This window comes from Marinobacter sp., from assembly GCF_040882185.1.
Lineage (GTDB): Bacteria > Pseudomonadota > Gammaproteobacteria > Pseudomonadales > Oleiphilaceae > Marinobacter.
On the sequence record NZ_JBBEBW010000002.1, the window covers coordinates 62,714 to 80,910 of the forward strand.

Here is an 18,197-nt window from a genome sequence, read left to right on the forward strand (position 1 = left end):
GTGCTGCGGGGCAGCAGTGCGTCTACCTCCTTCTGGGCTACCGATGCAGCCCGGATAGACGGGCGAGGTGTTCCCGGTAGCGTGTGACAGCTTCCTGCAGTCGCTCGAACACCAGCGGTTTGAGGATATAGTCAAAAACACCCCCTAGCAGGGCGCTACGGAGGGTTTCAATCTCTTTGGCGGCAGTGATCAGGATAACGTCGATGCCGCTGTCTTCGGCTCGCAGTTCTCGCAGTAGTTCCAGTCCACTGCCGTCAGGAAAGTAGACATCCAGCAGGATCAGGTCCGTCGCCAATACGTCGATCTGGTCCCGGGCATCAGCCAAAGTGTGGGCGATGCCACAGAGTTCGACCTGGTCCAGACGTTCCACGAACCGGCGCTGGATCTCCGCTATTTTGCGGTCATCTTCGATGATCAGCAGTAGAATGGAAGTCAACGTGGCGGCCTCGGGTATCCCCGGTCCCTGATCTTCCACCTCGAAGATCAGTTCCTGTCCAAGATCAGTCATGGAAAGTTGGACACGGCCGCCTTCACCGGCGTGCGACCAAGTCGCTTCCAGGGCGTTGTCTATGAGGTTGCCAAGAATGCTGACCAGTTGATCGCGCGGCAGTCGTTCGGGAATGTCAGCCATCTGGCTGTCGGGATCAATGTCCAGATGCAGGCCCATTTCCCGTGCCCGGTTGTATTTTCCCAGCAGGCATCCGGCCACGACCGGGTCCGGCACTGCGTCCAGCAGCAGGTGCAACAACGCCTGATGATCGCTGACCTCACTGCCGATCAGAGTCAGAGCCTCGTTGGTGGCGCCAATCTGGATCAGGCCGGCAATGGTGTGCAGCTTATTGGAATATTCGTGGCTCTGACTGCGCAAGGTATCGGCGTATTGCTGGATACGGGTCAGCTGACGGCTGACTTGGTCCACTTCGTCACGCAACCGAAAGCTGGCTACCACGCCGATGATGTCGCTACCCTCTCGCACCGGTAGCCGGTTTACAATCATTTGTCGGCCCCGCAGCCACACTTCACGGTCGAAGTCCGGAGTACCGGATTCCAGTACGGAAAGAAGATCACTTTCCGGCAAAATCGACAGTACGGGTTGGCCGGTCAGAGGCGTCTCCGGATCCAGTCCCAGAGTGTCCAGGGCGGTCCGGTTGACGGTGGTGATCAGACCCTCCCGGTTAATGGCGATGATGCCCTCGCGAACTGACTGCAGAGTGGCGTCCCGTTCCCGGAACATCCGGGCGATTTCCTCCGGCTCCAGGCTGAAGATCGCGCGCTTGAACCGGCTCGCAATCACGATGGCCGCGACGACGCTGATCATCAGCATTACGCCGACGACGCCATAGAGCACAAAATTATATCGCTCAATGGTGTTTTCCACTTGCTCCAGACTGTAGCCCACCGACACGATTCCGATGATCTCTCCGGTGTTCGTAGAAACCACCGGAGCCTTGCCACGCACGGATTCACCCAGGCTGCCCATGGCTCTGGCCACATAAGCCTGGCCTTGCACCAGCGCCTGACGGCCATAGTCGCCGTCATCGTCGGCCATAGAGTGGCCCAGATGGGATGGATCGGGATGAGCCAGGCGGACGGCATCGTGATCGCCGATCACGATAAAGAGGGCTTCGTTGGTTTGTGCCAGTCGGGCCGCGAGATGATTCAGTCGAGGTACCTCCCGATTCTGAATGCTGGAGATAACCGCAGGCGTGGCTGCCACGGTCTTGGCCACCATCAATGCCCGCTGGCCGATTTCATCGTACAGGGATTCGCTCAGGTAATAGCCCGCGAATACGCCAATCAGGCTCGTCTGCAAGGCGCTGATGAGCCCGAGGGTGATAATCATCCAGGTTTTGAGTTTGGTTTTTCGGAACACGATAAGGATTACGGGTCTTGTTGTCGTTTTCCTGGCATGAACGCCGACATGGTGACATGGGTGGGCGCGCTGGGTGCCGACTACGGCATCATCGCCGTCGGCAAGGATTCTGAATACCAGAATCTGAATGACCTGATGGCAGCGGTCAGCGAGGATCCCAGATCCGTCAAGTTTGCCGGTGGCAGTGCCCGGGGTGGCTGGGACCACCTGAAAGTGCTGATTGCCGCCAAAGCTTCAGGAGCAGGCAACCTGCCACGTATTCCGTACCTCTCCTACAGCAATGGCGGTGAGGCCATGACCCAGGTCATCGGTGGCCATGTCGACGCCTTTACCGGTGATATATCAGAAGCGACTGGCTTCATGGAATCCGGCGACCTGCGCGTTCTGGCTGTGCTGGCTGATGAGCGCCTGCCCGGAAAGTTCAGTGATATTCCCACCGCAAAAGAGCAGGGCATTGAGGCCGTTGGTCCGAACTGGCGTGGCTTCTATATGCCTAAAGGCGCCGATGAGGCGGCCAAGGAATACTGGATCAATGCGATGGATAACCTGTACGCCAGCGAAGAATGGAAAAAAGTCATGGAGAGCAATGGCCTGATTCCGTTCCATCCGCCTGCGGCCAAGTTCGATGAATTTGTCCGTAACCAGGTTAAGGACATCGAGACACTGTCCCGTGAAATCGGATTACTGAAATGACCAGTCTCGGTGATCGTATACTCGGCCTGGGCCTGCTGGTTCTCGCCGTTGCCTATGGCTGGGCTGCCCAGCAGTGGCCCGAGCCATTCGGTGGCGCTGAGGGTGTTGGTCCTGAAACTTTGCCGACCATCGGTGGGGCACCTCTGCGGGCATTTTTGACCGGCCTGATCAGTGCTGTGATGGTGTTTGTCCTGTTTAACTACGGTTTGTCCCTGAGCTTGCCCGGCGGCCTGCTGGAGGTGAACTGATGGAAACCCTGAGCTTTCTTATGGATGGGTTTGCGGTTGCGCTGACACCGTACAACCTGATGTTCGCGCTATTCGGCGCCTTCGTGGGAACCCTCATCGGCTGTTTGCCAGGGCTGGGCCCTGCCAACGGTGTTGCCATCCTGATTCCGCTGGCCTTCACCCTCGGGTTGCCCCCAGAAACCGCCATGATCCTGCTGACCTCGGTTTATGCTGGCGCCATGTACGGTGGGCGGATTTCCTCGATCCTGCTGAATATCCCGGGCGATGAACCTGCCATGATGACTTGTCTGGACGGCTATCCCATGGTGCAGAGCGGCCGTGCAGCAGACGCCCTGGCCATTTCCGCGGTGGCGTCGTTCACCGGGGGGCTGATCGGAACCATTGGTCTGATCATGCTGGCACCGATCCTCGCAAAGAACTGGTCAGCACCATTCCGACCCAGTTGCGAGGTGGGTTGCTGGGGTTTATTGCCGGTGTTTTGCCTGGGGTAGGGGCCTCTTTGGGGAGCTTTATCAGTTATACCCTGGAAAAAAGGTGTTGGGCAGAAAGGGCACGTTTGGTGAAAGGGGATATCCGGGGCGTGGCCGCTCCGGAGGCTGGCAACAACGGCGCATCCTCGGGCGCCCTGGTGCCGATGCTGATTTCCCTGAATATCACCCCGGGCCCGCTGATGTTCACCCAACATGCCGACATTGTCTGGGGTGTGATCGCGGCGCTGCTGATTGGCAACGTGCTATCGCTGGTGCTGAATATTCCGATGGTCGGCTTCTTCGTGAAACTGCTCTCAGTACCCCCCATGTACCTGTTGCCCATCGTCGCCATGGAGGCCTTCGTGGGGGTTTATTCCATCAGTCACAGTACCTTCGATCTGTATTTTATGGTGGCCTTCGGCGTCGCTGGATACTTCCTGCGTAAGCTGGATATTCCCCTGGTGCCAATTATTCTGGGTTTACTGTTAGGTCCCGAGATGGAGAAGAACCTGGGGCACGCTCTGGTGTTGTCGGACGGAGACTGGACCACACTTTGGTCAAGCTCGCTGTCAATGGGGCTCTGGCTGGCGGCTGGTCTCGGTCTGGTATTGCCGGTGCTTTTTTGTCAGTCTGGCAGGTCCGTGACAGTATCGACGACTGCGGTATAGAGGTCACGGGTTGAAGCCGGTTGCCGACGGACACGCTGTCTACTAGGATTGCGTTTCCGCCTATGCGCAACGGTATTCTGGGCATCCCTTGAAATTTTATGACACCAAGATCATCCATAACTATCTTTTGTGCACTGCGTTCGCATTCTTTGCCGCCTGCGCGGTGCCCGTATCAGCAGTAGCTGGACAGCACCTGACGCTCAGGCTTGGCAGCATGAACGATTTTGACTATCTGTCGGACCTGCTCACGCAGGTGCTGGAAACAGAAGGGTATGATGTTGAGATAGTGAAAGTGTCGGACATCCCGACCACCCGCCTTGAACGAATGCTGGAGGAGGGCGAGCTCAGTGCCATGATGCTGGGTGAAACTCCGTCCCGCAGCAGACGCTTCTTGTCGGTAAGGGTGGCCATGACCGATAACCTCATGAATCGACGTATTCTTTTTATCCCTGAAGGCCAGCAACACGTCTACGACAAGGTGAAGACGCTTGAAGATTTCCGATCCCTGGGTTTGAGGGCAGGCATGGGAACGTCATGGCTTGATTACCAGATCTGGCTGGCCAACGATCTGCCCGTGCTCGGCATCCCCGGTGAATGGCGCCGGCTTTACGACATGGTGGCTATCGGTAATCGGGGCGTCGATTACCTTCCAAGGGGCGCCCTCGAGATGGCGAACGAATGGCGACAACATCCAAATTTGGACATGGAGCAGAATCTGGTCCTGGTGTACAACGCGGACCATGTTTTGTACGTATCTCCCGAGCATGTCGAACTTTACCGAATACTGAACAGGTTGATGCAAAAAGCCAGTCATTCCGGCCTCATTCGAATTCTGGTTGAAAAACACTACGCTGCTGTCTTTGAGCCACCGGTCAATCTCGAAAAACGCCGCGTGATTCCGCTACGCAGAGTGGTTAACTGAGGCCCGACAGGGCTTTTGTGATATTTGCCTCAGTCATCAGATCACTGAAACCGTTCTGATATCTTTTCCACCACTTGTGGCCTCAGTAGCAGCCGTTAATGCCTGTTGACGATGATTCAGGTCTCAGGCCTGAAATTTCCTTGTTTTTCGGGTAAGTGGACATCGCTTGATGGCCAGCTTTTACGATATTTCGTTTATCAGTTGGGTTAGGGTAATCTTTCGGAGCCAGGTTGGATCATGATGGTCAGGCGATCCACACAACGATAAGCGATGCATGCTTCACGAACTGGGTTTTGGTGGAATGCTGTTCAGTCCATTGGTGATGCTGGTTCCGGTGGCGTTTATTTTGAGCGCTTTCACCCGGCTGGCGTTGCATCGTTTGGACCTGCGCCGCTACATCTGGAAAGAAGCCTGGTTCGATGTGGCCTCGTTCGTATGCTATCTGGCAATAATTGTTTATCTATTTGGAGGCTAGGCAGGACTGATGGCAAAGCTACTGCGTGTTGGTATTACGTTGCTGGTGATTGCAATTGCCGTTGTCGCCGGTAGCTGGCTCTGGAACCATTACCTGTATTCACCCTGGACCCGTGACGGACGGATACGCGCCGATGTCATCACAATTGCGCCAGACGTATCCGGCTGGGTCACGCAGATGTACATAAAAAACAACCAGGCTGTAAACCAGGGCGATCCGCTTTTCACCATTGATGATACCCGCTACCAGGCTGCGCTTGCAGAAGCCAAGGCTAAGGTTGCTGAAAAGCATAGTGCTCTGGAGCTGTCCCGGCACAAGTACCAGAGCCACCACCCGCTATCAGACAGCGAGGTATTAAGTGAGGAAGACCGGGAAATCGACCGCATTAACATGGGGTCCGCTAAAGCCAGTTATGAGCTCGCCGAGGCAGAGCTGGCAACTGCGCTTATTGATCTGACCCGTACGCAGGTGGCGGCCCCGGAGGACGGTACCATCAATAATCTTTATCTGCGCCAAGGCAATTATGTCGCCGGGGGAAAGGCCGTGTTGTCGCTGATAAAAGACGATTCGTTTTACGTTACCGGTTACTTTGAAGAAACCAAACTGCAGATGGTGCGGGTGGGGCAGTCGGCCAGGATGACCCTGATGGGCGGGGACCGGAAGTTGACGGGGACTGTCGTCAGCATTGCCCGGGGGATAGCCAATAGTAATACCAGCAGTGACGACCAGATGCTTCCCCAGGTGCAACAGGCATTCAACTGGGTGCGCCTGGCTCAGCGAATCCCGGTGGACATTGCGCTGGATACGGTACCGGAAGATATTCATCTGAGTGCCGGGATGACGGTCTCAATCCATCTGGACTCCGAGTAACGGCACGGCGCGTATGTCTCTCCATCCGCTAGTGGCACAACTTCTGACACCTGACCGATACGCTGTGATCTTTGCCATCAAGGGTGTGGTGGCCATGGCGTTGGCGTTGTTCGTGTCGATGGCCCTGCAACTGGATCGTCCATACTGGGCACTGGTTGCGGCTGTGTTTCTGCAGATTCGCCCGGAGAGTGGACTGGTAATCGAGAAGGCGCTTTGCCTCATCGTGGGTTCGGCGGTGGGCGGCAGTTTCGGCATACTGGTTCTTGCGTTCCTCACGCCTTACCCCCTTCTGGCACTGGGCTGCTTAACCCTGTGGATTGGCTTGAACTCGGCGGCCTCCTCTATGGTGCACAATACCAACTATATCTACGCGTTCGCGATGGCCGGAATGACGGCCGGGCTGGTCGTTATCCTGGTGATGGCGGATGCTGGCATCGCAAACAGTCAGACTGTTTTTGCCATCGCCCAGGCCCGGATCAGCGAGATCGCCACCGGCGCAGTCTGCGCCATGCTGGTCAGCCAGTTGTTATGGCCGGTGACGGTAAAAGATGGACTGCGTGTGAATGCCCGCAAGGTGATCAACAAAACCCTGACATATCTCACGCTGGAATTGGAACCCGGAAGCTCCCACGAGCAGCGCCATCAGCACGCGGACGAGATTCTCGAAACCCTGGTGATGCTCAACGACGATTCCAGTGCTGTTACCTACGAAGGCCCGGAAGGCGCTGGCCGGAGCAGGGCGGCCAATCTGTTGTGCAACAAGGTAATGTCCCTGCTGGCGGTTACTCAGATTATGGGGCGTTTCCATCGCAATCATGGTGATCTGGTGTCACCCGCATTCAGTGAAGTGTTCAGGCAAATGCGCCGCTACTTCAAGGAAATCGCGGAGGCCGATAACTACGAGGAAGGCTACCGCCTTGCCCACGTCCTGCGTCGTTCCTTACTGGAACACCGCAGCAGCTACAGGAATGAATCCGCTATTGTGACGCGTCTGACCAAGACGGCATTAGAACTGGTTGGTGATCTGGTGGTGGTATTGCGAGCCTATAACGCGCTGGAAAGCCGTGACCAGACGCTGCTCAAGGCGCCCATGCTGGAAACCCACCGGGATCCACTGGTCGGACTGATAAACGGGTTTCGTACCGCCATGATATTTTCAATTGGGGCGGTGATCTGGATCCAGACGGCAAGCTCGGCGGCTTTGATGATGATGATCATGCCCGTGGTGTTTTCTGTGATGTTCGCCCGTTTTTCGCTGGCTGCGCTGAACCCAATTCTGCGTCGGGTGCTAGCGGGAGCAACGGTGGCTATTCCTCTCGCCCTGATCTTCGGCCTCGGCTTGTTATCCCGGGCCAGCGGCAATTTCGAGCTCCTGGTCCTGGTTTTGGCCGGGCCCTATTTCCTCGGCCTGCTGGCCCTTGCCAATCGGGCTACGCTGCCTTACGGGTTGGGCTTCTGTGTTTCCTTCACCATCATCACGCAGCCCAGCAACAGTATGACATTCGATGCTGGAAGTGCGGTGAATATTGCGCTGGGTCTGTTTGTGGGCATCAGTATTCTCTACTGGGTGTTCAAACTCATTACCCCACCGGACAGCCGGTTCATGCAGCGCCGCCTGCTGAGATCAACCGCCCGGGATCTGACGGCGATTGACGATCACGAAAATCCGGAAAACTGGTTCAATGGTCGTATGGGGGAACGCCTGCTGCGGCTGGCCAATTATGACCAGAGCTCCGAAAGCAGTGATCGCTACATGACGGACCTAGGGTTCACCGGGCTTAATCTCGGGCATGTGTCCATTCGTCTGCGAAAGCTGATTCAGGATCATCGCAGTCCTAAGGTTGAGGCGCTTTTGAAAGAGTGGCAACAGACCCTGGCGGATACCTATCTCATCAGCGCCAAGGGTGCCGTGAACCCGGCGTTCCGGGAAGTGAGCGCCAAGCTGCTCCGGGCGATTCATGCATATCGGGAGCCGGATCAGAAAACGATTATTATCGAAGGGATGTTTGAGCGACTGGCTCTGACGTTTGAGCGAACGGCCAAAACGGTGGCTGAGGCGACTGGTCAGCCAAAATCATCGTCCGTGGAGCATGAAGGGCTGGCCTGAAGAAAGCAGAACGGATTCTGTATTCCCAGGCCAGGAGGCTCAGATGAGGATTACTTAGTGAGTTTATCCCACTCTTTTTCTGCCTCGTCTCGCTTCATACCGTACTTTTCCTGGACCTTGCCAATAAAATTCTCTCTGCGACCGCCGATTTCATCGACTTCGTCATCGGTCAGCTTGCCCCAGTTCTCTCTCACTTTGCCTTTTAGCTGCTTCCAGTTACCTTCAAGAATGTCGTTATTCATTTCGATAGTCCTTTTTCGGAGGGGATGGGTAAAAATCTTCCCCAAATTGAGTAAATAAATCGGTGTTGGGCATGCCCGTTAGATTGGGACCAACTGAATTTCGCAATAACGCCAATCCGTTTCGTTACTGCTATGTCCAAGTTGACACACAACACCAATATCCGACATTAACATGGGTTTACATTAGCCGTTATAAGTCTAGTAGCTGATCCATATAGTATTGAAATATATTGATTTATACGTTTGATGATAAAAATTTAAGAATTCGGTGCGAGGAGAGCACCAGATTTGGGTCCATTGTCAGATTCCGCGGTAAACCGGTGTCCGCGTTCCTTTCGACACGCTTCTAAAGCCTTCAAAGCATCTATTTTTAATGGCAGGTTCAACGCCCAGTTTATATCCGTCCTACAGTATCCGATGTCGCTCAATGTGTGGTCGGTTTCTTGAGTTAGAGCCTCAAACAGTTTCTTGAAGTGGCGACGACGAAAGTAGATGTGTAGCCAGAACTCCAGCACGGCTAACAGTTTGAGTGGTGGCATAGCGGGCATCAGCAATTCTGGTTGTGGCGGCAGCTTAGGGGCATCGGGCCGGACGGTCGGGCGGTGAAATTCGTTAGCATTTCCCATGGTAGATCCTCTTTCTGTTTATGCGGTGAAGCTTTACCTGTGAGAATGCAGTGGAAGTCTTGATAAGAAAAACTAAAAAAATTAACCTAAAGGTTAAGTAAATATTAACGGAAAGCCCCTATGGAAAGTTCAGTTTCACAGTTCAGAACGATGAGCCTTCCGCTTCTGGATGCCGAAGTGCTCCGCACATTCGTCGTTATTGCGGAGTGCGGAAGTTTTACCCGTGCAGCGAAGCAAATTCATCGCACGCCTGCTGCGCTGAGCATGCAAATCAAACGACTGGAAGAGAACATTGGGCGGGCTGTATTTTTGCGTGAACCCAGGCATGTCCGTCTGACGGGCGAGGGCGAGATCCTGCTGAGTTACGGCCGCCGTCTTTTGAAGCTCAATGAGGAGGCGCTCCAGCAATTTATTGCGCCAGCGATTGCAGGGAGTATCAGTTTTGGCACCTCGGACGATATTGGCACCCGTATTCTGCCTGGCGTGCTTGCGCAATTCGCACGGTCTTTTCCTGCAGTGCAGGTTGACGTGGTGCTGACCTCAAGTCGGGAAAGCCTGGCCCGAGTGGACTCAGGCGAATTGGATATGGCTCTCATCACCGTGGGCAACGAAGGGCAGGAAATGCGAGGAGAGGTCGTCCATACAGAGCCACTGGTTTGGGCCGGACGCGAGGGCGGCATTGCGGTGCAACGGTCTCCTCTTCCGCTGGCCCTGGCAAATCAGGGGTGCGTCTGGAGGCGTACAGCGCTTGATGCCCTGGATGTGGCCGGAATACCTTTTCGAATTGCCTATACCTGCGAACATTGTGCGGCTCAGGAAGCGGCATTACTTGCGGATTTGGCTGTCGCTCCGTTTCCTCTCAGTCTGGTGCGCCCCCCCTTAAAGAAACTCGATAAGGAGGGGCTGCCAGAGCTTGCCAAGTATCAGATCTCTCTAGTGCGAAGCGCTTCAAACCCGGTAACTAATGCCCTGGCAGGTCATATCAAAGAGGCCTTTATTGGTTTATGAGGTCACGCGCGTGGCCAGCGCTGGGCCCGATTCGGTCGGTTTTAACCTTCTTGAAGTGCCTGAACTACAGCCTTGGCGGCACCTTCCGAGGAAGCAGGGTTCTGACCGGTGATCAGCTTGCCGTCCACCACAATGTGGGGACTCCAATCGTCACCTTTAGAGTAGGTGGCGGTATTTTCCTTCAGCATGTCTTCCAGCAAGAACGGCACGATGCCGCTCAGTCCTACCGCATCTTCTTCGCTGTTGCTGAAGCCTGTCACTTTGCGACCGCCCACGATATTCTGTCCGGGCTTCACTTCCACATTCTTGAACACCGCCGGTGCATGGCAAACCGCGCCGATGACCTTGTCCTGCTCGTAGGCAGCCTTGATCAAGGCGATGCTTTTATCATTGTTGACCAGATCCCACAGCGGGCCGTGGCCTCCGGGGTAGAAAACGGCATCGTATTCGTTCATGTCCACGTCGCTCAGTTTCTTGGTGCTGGCGAGGGATTCCTTGGCGTGGGCATCCTGTTGAAATCGCTTGGTAGTTTCCGTTAGGGCATCCTCGGTTTCACTGTTTGGGTCTACCGGCGGCTGCCCACCTTTTGGCGAGGCGATGGTGAGATCGGCCGCGGCATCACGGAACACGTAGTACGGTGCGGTGAATTCTTCCAGCCAGAAACCGGTTTTGTGCCCGGTGTCGCCCATCTGGTCGTGGGAGGTAAGAACCATAAGTATCTTCATAAGATATGTCCTTTCTATCCATCATGGATTTGGAATAACTGCCCTTTACTTCTGTGTTGCGGTGATCGATCGGGAAATCAACCGCAACAGGTGTAAAATCAGCGCTGCCAGAATTTATTTGCGTCTAGGGTTGGTCGCTAATGACCGCCAGGCTGCCTCAGCAAACACTGTGGCATGATCATTTGGTGAGGTTGGTACACGGCCCGATAGCCAGGCCCGGCAGTAATTCTCCGCCTGCCCCACCAGAAGTGAAGCATAGGTTTCCTTTGGTAGCGGGCGGATCTGGCCCAGCTTTACCCCCTTAGCAAGCCATGTTTGCAAGAAGGCGTACTGTTCCCGATTTCTCAACATGAGTGTTACACCGTGAGGCCCCGCTGCCACACTGGCTCTGGCGAGAAACATAAAGCGTGCCAGTTCGGGTTCCTGAGTGACCCAGCCTATATAGCTTTTCACCAGTTGTTCTATTGCGGTTCTGGGAGTAGTTGCCTTCTCTAACTCTGGCCACATCAGGGCTTTGTGGTCATCCAGTGCCGCAAAGAACAGCGCTGCGACCAGGCCTTCCTTTTTACCGAAGTGGTGATAGATAGTGCCGACGCTAACGCCTGCCCGATGGCGAATGATTTCGATCGTTGTCGATTCAAGGCCATGCTCAAGAAAACACTCAAGTGCGCAGCGAAGAATATGGCGTTTGTTAGTTTTACGGGCGCCTGGCAGCACGCGTTCGAAGGCATCTTGCGACATGTTGATTCTCAATCAATCTCTTTAGAATATGATTCTACAATTCTCTTCGAAATAATATTCTAGAATAATATTTGGTTGTATGTGCGGTCTTGGCTATTGCACCGAACCTATCGGGTTCGTGTGTTACAGAGCTGGGCCGCTGCCATGCTTCCGCGACGCAGGTGCTTATTGAATATCCGGCTTCGCATGGTGCGAAGATCAACGGGAACCGAGGTCTTTAGGAGACGGCAAAATGACCGCCTACTTTATTCAGGCATTTATTTACCTGGTGGCTGCAGTAATCGCGGTTCCACTGGCAAAGCGCTTTGGCCTGGGTTCGGTGCTGGGTTATCTGGTCGCCGGTGTAGTCATCGGGCCTGTTACCGGTTTAGTCGGGCAGGAAGCCACCACGATTCAGCATTTCGCCGAATTTGGGGTGGTCATGATGTTGTTCCTGGTCGGCATGGAGCTCGACCCGAAAGCGCTCTGGGCCATGAGAGTGCGGCTGGTTGGGCTGGGTGGCCTCCAGGTATCACTGACAGTGGCCACCGGCACGACGATAGCCTGGTGGCTTGGGCTGCAGTGGCAGACAGCGCTGGCGGTTGGCCTGATTTTCGCACTTTCTTCCACCGCTATTGTGCTGCAAACACTGAATGAGAAAGGCCTGGCGAAAACGGAAGGCGGTCGTAGCGCCTTTTCCGTGTTGCTGTTTCAGGATATCGCTGTCATTCCGATGCTCGCCTTGATTCCTTTACTGGCTATACCGGAATTAATGGGTGATCCCGTCTCCCAGACAAGTCATGACAGCGGTATTAGTTTGGTTGCCAACCTGCCGGGGTGGGCTCATGCCCTTGTCGTTATCGGTGCGGTTGGTGCGGTTATCGTTGGCGGCTATTACCTTAGTCGTCCGCTGTTCCGCTATGTGGTGCAGTCCGGACTGCGTGAGGTTTTTACTGCCACGGCGCTAATGCTGGTTATCGGTATTGCTGCGCTGATGAGCCTGGTGAATCTTTCGCCGGCTCTCGGTGCCTTCCTGGCCGGTGTGGTTTTGGCCAACAGCGAATTTCGTCACGAGCTGGAAGCCAACATTGAACCTTTCAAGGGGCTGTTGCTGGGTCTGTTTTTTATTACCGTGGGTGCCGGGATCGATTTCGGGGTACTGGTAGCCAACTGGGGCACTATCGTGTCTTTGGGCGCCGCGGTTATTGCGGTCAAGGCGCTGATTCTCCTTTTTCTTGCACTTTTGTTCCGGGTTCGCGGCAGCAACGGCTGGTTGTTTACCCTGGGCCTCGCGCAGGCGGGAGAATTCGGTTTTGTGCTGCTTACCTACAGTGTCCAGAGCCAGGTTATTTCAACGGAGTTATCCCAGCTCCTCTCGCTGGTTGTTGCCTTGTCGATGTTTCTTACGCCGGTCCTGTTTATCGTCTACGACCGCATTGTGCTGCCCCGGTATCGACGCTCGAAGAATGATGAGCGAGAAGCAGATGTCATTGATGAGCAGGCGCCGGTTATCGTAGCCGGTGTTGGCCGGTTTGGGCAGATTGTGTGTCGCTTGTTGCGAGCCAACAATATTCCAATTGTGGTGCTTGATCATGAGATTGAGCAGATTGAAAACGTTCGGCAGATTCACATCAAGAGCTTCTTTGGTGATGCAAGCCGGCCTGACCTGCTGGAAATGGCGGGTATCGAACAGGCTCGCTTGCTGGTTGTAGCGATTGATGACCGGGACCGCGCTGTGCAGATGGTGGAACATTTGAAAAAGTTCTACCCAGGCGTCTGGGTGCTGGCCCGGGCGTTTGATCGGGGCCATAGCTACCGGCTTCGGGAAGCGGGAGCGGACGATGTGGTAAGCGAAACCTATCACTCTGCTCTGGAGCTTGGCGGACACGCCCTTACCGCAATGGGTGTGCACCCGATGAGAGCACGGCAAATGACCTGGGCGTTCGTTGAGAATGAGCGGGCCCACGAAGATGAGTTGTTCGACGCCTGGAAGGAAATCGATGAGGGCATCAGCTTCAGTCCCCGTTACAGCGAGCTATTCATGAAGTTGGAGGAAGCGCTCAGCAGCGCCATGCAGCGTGGCTGGGACGAGCCGCAGCGAGAGGATGTGCCAGTTTGGACACCGCCCGACTGACCGCCTTACAGGAGGTGATTACTGTCGTCGGTCTGCCAATGTTCATTCTGGTGTTTGCAATGATGTTTGCGTTGTATCGGGGTTTGTCAAAAGAGGATCTCAGCGAAGTGACCGTAGGGCGGCCGCCCCGGGTTGAAGAGTTGTAGGGTGCTTTTTTTGATCTAAACTTACGTTGCTGGTTGTTGTTCGTTTTAGCCACCTATATAAACCGACCAAAGGGAAGGCCAGCATGATTCAGACCCCCGAATTAACAGATATGCAGTCGCTTCTTCAAAAAGCTCAAAACGATTTCCCGGACCATTCACCGAGTATCGACGAACTGACGGTATGGGTCGATACAAATGCACGCGAGCTTGACTTGTCCGGCCAGGCCGATTCAGGCCAAACAACTACCCCGGCGTCCGAGCATCGCGCGTTTATTGATCCAGTGATTGGTAGCGCCCTCGTACTTGGCCTCGGTTATTTACTGCAGGTTTTACAGAAGGAGCGCCATCATCGCGAAATGCTTCACAATGGGCCGCCCAAAGACCCACCGAATCCAAATGATCACGACGAAATAGAGCAGAGCGAACAGTGTCGCTTCCGGTATGGTGACGGCAGTACCTGTGGTCGGGAGGTAATTGAGGTGAGAACTGTGAGGAGGAAAGGGGAAGCACCGAAAATATACAAAATCTGTGCATTAAATCCCCGGCCCCATAAGGTCTTAAGCAATTTTTGAGCAGGGTAAAAGCGTCATGTCCTGCTTTTCCCAGAATGGGAATACCTCCACTTCAGTGGGCTTTTTACCGTGGCTCAAACCTGCCCCCGGGCATCCAGGTAATGTGCCCAAAGCATTCGGGCGGCTACTGCACGCCATGGAGACCAGGCCTCAGCAAACTGCTGCTGTTCCGTGCGCGTAGCGGGAGCGTTTAAGTCTTTCACATCCTGGAGGGCCGCGGCCAGTGCGAGATCACCCTGGGGCCAGACATCCGGCCTGCGAAGAGCCATCAGGTAGTAGACGTCGACACTCCAGGGACCGAGGCCGGGTAATGCCAGTAAGGCGGCCCGTCCCTCATCATCGGAGAGCGACCCAAGATGTTCGAGCGGTAACTGGCCATTCGTCACACGCTCGGCGAGGCCGTAGCAGTAGCGCGCTTTTTGTCGAGTCAGTCCCAATGATCTCAGTCCTGCTTCTCCGGAATCCATTACGGACTGCGGCGACATCTCACCAAGATTCGCACTAAGTCGCTGAAACATCGTGCGAGCAGCTTTCAGGGAAACCTGTTGTTCAAGGATGATCTGGACCAAGGTTGTAAAGCCCGGCTCACGGGCCCACAAGGGCGGGGTGCCCAGGCGCCGATACAGACGTTCAAGATCGGGGTCCATTGCTGCCAGTTGTTCTGCACCGTGGCAAAGACTTTCCTGAGTCAGTGATCGGTACATATCAGTCTCCAGCTTTGTAAATGTTAATCAGAGGCTCCTTAGTCTTACCGCAGGTTTTGTGCAACCTCATCGGGGGATATCCGGACCGGCGCTGCTGTCCTGCGGACCAACGATAGCCAGATTGGGGCCTATGCACTGGCAGAACGCATGATACTCCGATTGCTACTACACTATACTGTGAGCTCTGTACCTCACAAAGGAGGACACGTTATGCGTATCGCGAAAGAAGATATTCCTGTTCAGATCAATGTGCCCGGAGCAATTGCCCGGCAGCAGAAGGATTTTGGCGATGTGACGGGATTTGGGAAGATGGGCGCTGAGTATTTCTCGTTTGGCGCCGGTACGGATATCACCGAGTTGTTGCATGGCCTGGAAGGCGATAGTTGTCAGAGTCCGCACTGGGGTTACGTCGTAAAAGGTGCGATAACAGCTCTATATTCTGATCACACCGAAGAAACCTCCAGTTCAGGAGACATGTTTTACTGGCCCCCGGGACACAGTGTACGGGCAGAAGAAGAGACCGACATTGTGATGTTCAGCCCTCAGCATGAACACGGGGTGGTCATAGATCACATCAAGCAAAAAATCAGTAGTTAATATACCCTCACGTTTACGGGGCCTGGTTGATTAAATCAGGCCCTGAAACTTCAGTTGCTGAAACCAGTAACGGATGGATCGCAGGTTTTATATTGCCGAGTTCGGCGAGGGTGTCCCTATGCTGGGAAAACACGTTACTGGACGGTGATCAAAGCCGGGCGTTAAATTTCAGGAATGTCGACAGTACTACTAAGGAGCCTCTGATTAACTCCTGAATCGTCTCTGCGCGCCCTTCGGGGCTTTCAGAGCGATTCACACTCCGCGTTGCGACTTCTTGTAACGTCCAGACATGACTGCAAAGTCGCGCCTTGATTGTGAATCGCTCTGAAAGCCAGAGACGATCCAGGAGTTAATCAGAGGCTCCCTAACTACTAAAAGTCCAGAGCTTCTACGAATCATAACGAGCGCCCTCGCTCTGTGTGCTTCTCAGCGCTGGCGCCGCAGCTGTTTCAGGTGTCTTATCATCGACCGGATAAACTGTCGCTGAGCTTGGCGTTGATCACGCCGCACCTGTTCTATATTAATGCCCCCCCGACCATCACGGTATTTATGCGGGATGGTTTCCTTGAGTGATTCGTCGACGCACCCCTTGTCCATGTCATCGTCATCCCGGCAAATTAACGGGCCGCCGCAGTGAGAGTACTGCACCTCTTCTGAAACCATCATGCCTCTGACCTCCGTAACGTCGCCCATGGTAGCTGGACGCTTTGGTTATCCCGTTGCTTTAAAGACATGCTAATATTGTTCTATTCTGCAAGCTATTCCATAAAATTGAGTACAGACTTTGCAAAAACGGACAGTGAAGAAGAGTAAACGGCCCTCTATCACAGTGCAGAAAACCCGGAGTTATCTGGCGTGGAATGACTTTGAAATGATCCTTGTCATCGCGACCGCAGGCTCTCTTTCTGGCGCTTCACGTGCCCTTGGCGTCAGTCATGCCACTGTTTTCCGGCGGCTGGGTGATATCGAGCAGCGTCTGGGCGTTACTCTCTTTGAAAGGAGCCGTACCGGTTACCGGCCAACTCTTGCAGGGGAAGAGCTCGCCGATACGGCTAGGATTATGGATGAGGCAGCGCTGACCGCCGAACGTAAAGTCGCCGGTCGCGATCTGGAGCCCAGTGGAGAAATCTGGGCCACTACAACAGATTCCCTGCTGATGGGGCTGCTGGCACCTCTGTTCACGCAATTCCGGCATAAATATCCAGGCATCGTGCTGGACGTTGCTGTCTCCAACCAGCTGTTCAACTTGACGCGCAGGGAAGCGGATGTTGCTATCCGCCCGTCCAACCGCCCCCCCGAGAATCTGATCGGTCGGCCGCTGACCACCATTGGCCAGGCCGTCTACGGACACTGCAGCCTCGGCCTGAACCCGGGGGAATCCATCGAGACTCTTGTTAGCCAACCCTGGATTGGTACCGGGGCACGCCTACAGGATTCAGCGCTGGACCAGTGGATGGACAATAACGAGCTGAAGGCGTCCTGTGTCTACCGTGTTGATACCCTGGTAAGCATACTCAGTGCTGTTCGCTCTGGCATGGGTCTGGCGGTCCTGCCGTGTTATTTGGCGCACGAATATCCGGACATCATCCAGCTCACTGACCCCATCGCCGAGCTCGAATACGGCTTGTGGTTTCTGATGCACCCGGACCTGCGAGGCGTAGTGAGGATTCATGCCCTGATGGACTTCATGACTGACGCCATCCGGACACAGAAACAGCGTGTGGCCGGGCCTTTTTTGCGCTAGCTGTAGTCGAGGGCGAGGTCAATCTCGAGGCCCCGTCCAAAAATTGAGCCAATAACCGGTTAGCTTTGAGTGACCGGTTAAGGAATTTATATGATTATTTGCGGTGTCGAACTCACCAGTAGTGATGCGGTTGTTTGTCTATTGAGACTGGATCTGGGCCAGTTCACCCTACCGGAATGCAAGGTTCGTAAGCTGACATTGAAGAAGAACCACAAACGGGAAGACCTGCTGCAGTTTCAGGCTTCGTTTGCGGAGCTGATGGCCGAGTATGGCGTTGAACAGGTCGTCATCAAGGAACGTATGCCCAAAGGCAAGTTTGCGGGTGGTGCTGTCAGTTTCAAGCTTGAAGCGGCTATTCAACTGATCTCAGGAATGGATCTCAAGGTGACTCTGCTTTCGCCCACGCTTATCAAATCGACGCTTGCAGCGAACCCGTTGCCTGTTCCTTTTGCAGAGACGGGTTTAAAGATATTTCAGGAAACAGCCTTCGTCGTGGCTTATGCGGGGCACATGGCGGAGTAATATGGCTAGCGATGCTTGAGTCGTTTACCGCGCCACTGCTCGTGGCCCGCCCAGCTCCCGCCCCAGTGTTACCGCATCAGCGCTCAAGGTTAGCCCGACCTGGTTGCGGGCCATAAGCGCCTTCTGAGTAG

22 protein-coding genes are annotated in these 18,197 nt (G+C 54.7%); 15 read left to right on the forward strand and 7 right to left on the reverse strand.

Annotated elements, in window-relative coordinates:
- Nucleotides 1-37 precede the first annotated feature (37 nt).
- Entirely contained in the window at nt 38-1,843 is a 1,806-nt protein-coding gene (locus WEB64_RS01270; RefSeq protein WP_368062268.1) for a response regulator, read from the reverse strand.
- Nucleotides 1,844-1,921: 78 nt separating this feature from the next.
- On the opposite strand from WEB64_RS01270, the gene WEB64_RS01275 reads away from it, so the two are divergent.
- The 8 genes from WEB64_RS01275 (at nt 1,922) to WEB64_RS01310 (ending at nt 8,326) form a co-directional block, all read left to right on the forward strand.
- Nucleotides 1,922-2,566: a Bug family tripartite tricarboxylate transporter substrate binding protein gene (locus WEB64_RS01275; protein WP_368062193.1), complete on the forward strand. Its 645-nt coding sequence runs from the start codon at nt 1,922-1,924 to the stop codon at nt 2,564-2,566.
- On the forward strand, nt 2,563-2,814 hold the full coding sequence (locus tag WEB64_RS01280; RefSeq protein ID WP_368062192.1) for a hypothetical protein: 252 nt from the start codon (nt 2,563-2,565) through the stop codon (nt 2,812-2,814). Before WEB64_RS01275 ends, WEB64_RS01280 begins: the two co-directional genes overlap by 4 nt.
- Nucleotides 2,814-3,305, forward strand: coding sequence for a tripartite tricarboxylate transporter permease (locus WEB64_RS01285; protein ID WP_368062191.1), 492 nt, complete (start codon nt 2,814-2,816; stop codon nt 3,303-3,305). The genes WEB64_RS01280 and WEB64_RS01285 overlap by 1 nt, the downstream gene beginning before the upstream one ends.
- Nucleotides 3,269-3,952: a tripartite tricarboxylate transporter permease gene (locus tag WEB64_RS01290; RefSeq protein ID WP_368065507.1), complete on the forward strand. Its 684-nt coding sequence runs from the start codon at nt 3,269-3,271 to the stop codon at nt 3,950-3,952. Before WEB64_RS01285 ends, WEB64_RS01290 begins: the two co-directional genes overlap by 37 nt.
- A 214-nt stretch (nt 3,953-4,166) precedes the next feature.
- Entirely contained in the window at nt 4,167-4,874 is a 708-nt protein-coding gene (locus WEB64_RS01295) for a hypothetical protein (RefSeq protein WP_368062189.1), read from the forward strand.
- Nucleotides 4,875-5,148: 274 nt separating this feature from the next.
- Nucleotides 5,149-5,349, forward strand: coding sequence for a DUF1656 domain-containing protein (locus tag WEB64_RS01300; protein ID WP_368062188.1), 201 nt, complete (start codon nt 5,149-5,151; stop codon nt 5,347-5,349).
- A 9-nt stretch (nt 5,350-5,358) separates the two neighbouring features.
- Nucleotides 5,359-6,219 (forward strand): efflux RND transporter periplasmic adaptor subunit, encoded by an 861-nt coding sequence (locus WEB64_RS01305; RefSeq protein WP_368062187.1) that lies wholly within the window; start codon nt 5,359-5,361, stop codon nt 6,217-6,219.
- Nucleotides 6,220-6,232: 13 nt separating this feature from the next.
- The gene (locus tag WEB64_RS01310) at nt 6,233-8,326 is read left to right on the forward strand and encodes an FUSC family protein (RefSeq protein ID WP_368062186.1); all 2,094 of its coding nucleotides are present in this window, start codon (nt 6,233-6,235) and stop codon (nt 8,324-8,326) included.
- A gap of 50 nt (nt 8,327-8,376) precedes the next feature.
- Here WEB64_RS01310 and WEB64_RS01315 read toward each other — a convergent pair whose 3' ends face one another.
- Both WEB64_RS01315 and WEB64_RS01320 read right to left on the reverse strand, forming a co-directional pair.
- A complete protein-coding gene (locus tag WEB64_RS01315) occupies nt 8,377-8,568 on the reverse strand; it encodes a CsbD family protein (RefSeq protein ID WP_368062185.1) in 192 nt (63 codons plus the stop codon).
- A 257-nt stretch (nt 8,569-8,825) separates the two neighbouring features.
- The gene (locus tag WEB64_RS01320) at nt 8,826-9,194 is read right to left on the reverse strand and encodes a hypothetical protein (protein ID WP_368062184.1); all 369 of its coding nucleotides are present in this window, start codon (nt 9,192-9,194) and stop codon (nt 8,826-8,828) included.
- 120 nt (nt 9,195-9,314) lie between these two features.
- Between WEB64_RS01320 and WEB64_RS01325 the strand changes: the two genes are divergently transcribed.
- Nucleotides 9,315-10,202, forward strand: coding sequence for a LysR family transcriptional regulator (locus tag WEB64_RS01325; protein ID WP_368062183.1), 888 nt, complete (start codon nt 9,315-9,317; stop codon nt 10,200-10,202).
- Between the two features lie 41 nt (nt 10,203-10,243).
- Here WEB64_RS01325 and WEB64_RS01330 read toward each other — a convergent pair whose 3' ends face one another.
- Both WEB64_RS01330 and WEB64_RS01335 read right to left on the reverse strand, forming a co-directional pair.
- Complete coding sequence (locus WEB64_RS01330; protein WP_368062182.1) at nt 10,244-10,927, reverse strand: type 1 glutamine amidotransferase domain-containing protein; 684 nt, start codon at nt 10,925-10,927, stop codon at nt 10,244-10,246.
- 114 nt (nt 10,928-11,041) lie between these two features.
- A complete protein-coding gene (locus tag WEB64_RS01335; RefSeq protein ID WP_368062181.1) occupies nt 11,042-11,668 on the reverse strand; it encodes a TetR/AcrR family transcriptional regulator in 627 nt (208 codons plus the stop codon).
- Between the two features lie 232 nt (nt 11,669-11,900).
- On the opposite strand from WEB64_RS01335, the gene WEB64_RS01340 reads away from it, so the two are divergent.
- The 3 genes from WEB64_RS01340 to WEB64_RS01350 all read left to right on the forward strand — a co-directional run bounded on the left by WEB64_RS01340 (nt 11,901) and on the right by WEB64_RS01350 (nt 14,499).
- The gene (locus WEB64_RS01340) at nt 11,901-13,781 is read left to right on the forward strand and encodes a monovalent cation:proton antiporter-2 (CPA2) family protein (RefSeq protein WP_368062180.1); all 1,881 of its coding nucleotides are present in this window, start codon (nt 11,901-11,903) and stop codon (nt 13,779-13,781) included.
- Complete coding sequence (locus tag WEB64_RS01345; RefSeq protein ID WP_368062179.1) at nt 13,763-13,927, forward strand: hypothetical protein; 165 nt, start codon at nt 13,763-13,765, stop codon at nt 13,925-13,927. Before WEB64_RS01340 ends, WEB64_RS01345 begins: the two co-directional genes overlap by 19 nt.
- Nucleotides 13,928-14,010: 83 nt before the next feature.
- Nucleotides 14,011-14,499, forward strand: coding sequence for a hypothetical protein (locus WEB64_RS01350; protein WP_368062178.1), 489 nt, complete (start codon nt 14,011-14,013; stop codon nt 14,497-14,499).
- Nucleotides 14,500-14,573: 74 nt separating this feature from the next.
- Here the strand turns inward: WEB64_RS01350 and WEB64_RS01355 are convergent, their stop codons facing one another.
- Nucleotides 14,574-15,203: a DNA-3-methyladenine glycosylase gene (locus WEB64_RS01355; protein WP_368062177.1), complete on the reverse strand. Its 630-nt coding sequence runs from the start codon at nt 15,201-15,203 to the stop codon at nt 14,574-14,576.
- 210 nt (nt 15,204-15,413) lie between these two features.
- Between WEB64_RS01355 and WEB64_RS01360 the strand changes: the two genes are divergently transcribed.
- The gene (locus WEB64_RS01360; RefSeq protein WP_368062176.1) at nt 15,414-15,800 is read left to right on the forward strand and encodes a hypothetical protein; all 387 of its coding nucleotides are present in this window, start codon (nt 15,414-15,416) and stop codon (nt 15,798-15,800) included.
- A 426-nt stretch (nt 15,801-16,226) separates the two neighbouring features.
- Here the strand turns inward: WEB64_RS01360 and WEB64_RS01365 are convergent, their stop codons facing one another.
- Nucleotides 16,227-16,466 carry a hypothetical protein gene (locus WEB64_RS01365; protein ID WP_368062175.1) on the reverse strand — a complete coding sequence of 80 codons (240 nt, stop codon included), beginning with the start codon at nt 16,464-16,466 and terminating at the stop codon, nt 16,227-16,229.
- Between the two features lie 163 nt (nt 16,467-16,629).
- Here WEB64_RS01365 and WEB64_RS01370 point away from each other — a divergent pair, with 163 nt between their 5' ends.
- A complete protein-coding gene (locus tag WEB64_RS01370; RefSeq protein WP_368065519.1) occupies nt 16,630-17,544 on the forward strand; it encodes a LysR family transcriptional regulator in 915 nt (304 codons plus the stop codon).
- Between the two features lie 90 nt (nt 17,545-17,634).
- On the forward strand, nt 17,635-18,066 hold the full coding sequence (locus tag WEB64_RS01375) for a DUF3010 family protein (RefSeq protein ID WP_368062173.1): 432 nt from the start codon (nt 17,635-17,637) through the stop codon (nt 18,064-18,066).
- The last annotated feature ends 131 nt before the right edge of the window (nt 18,067-18,197 follow it).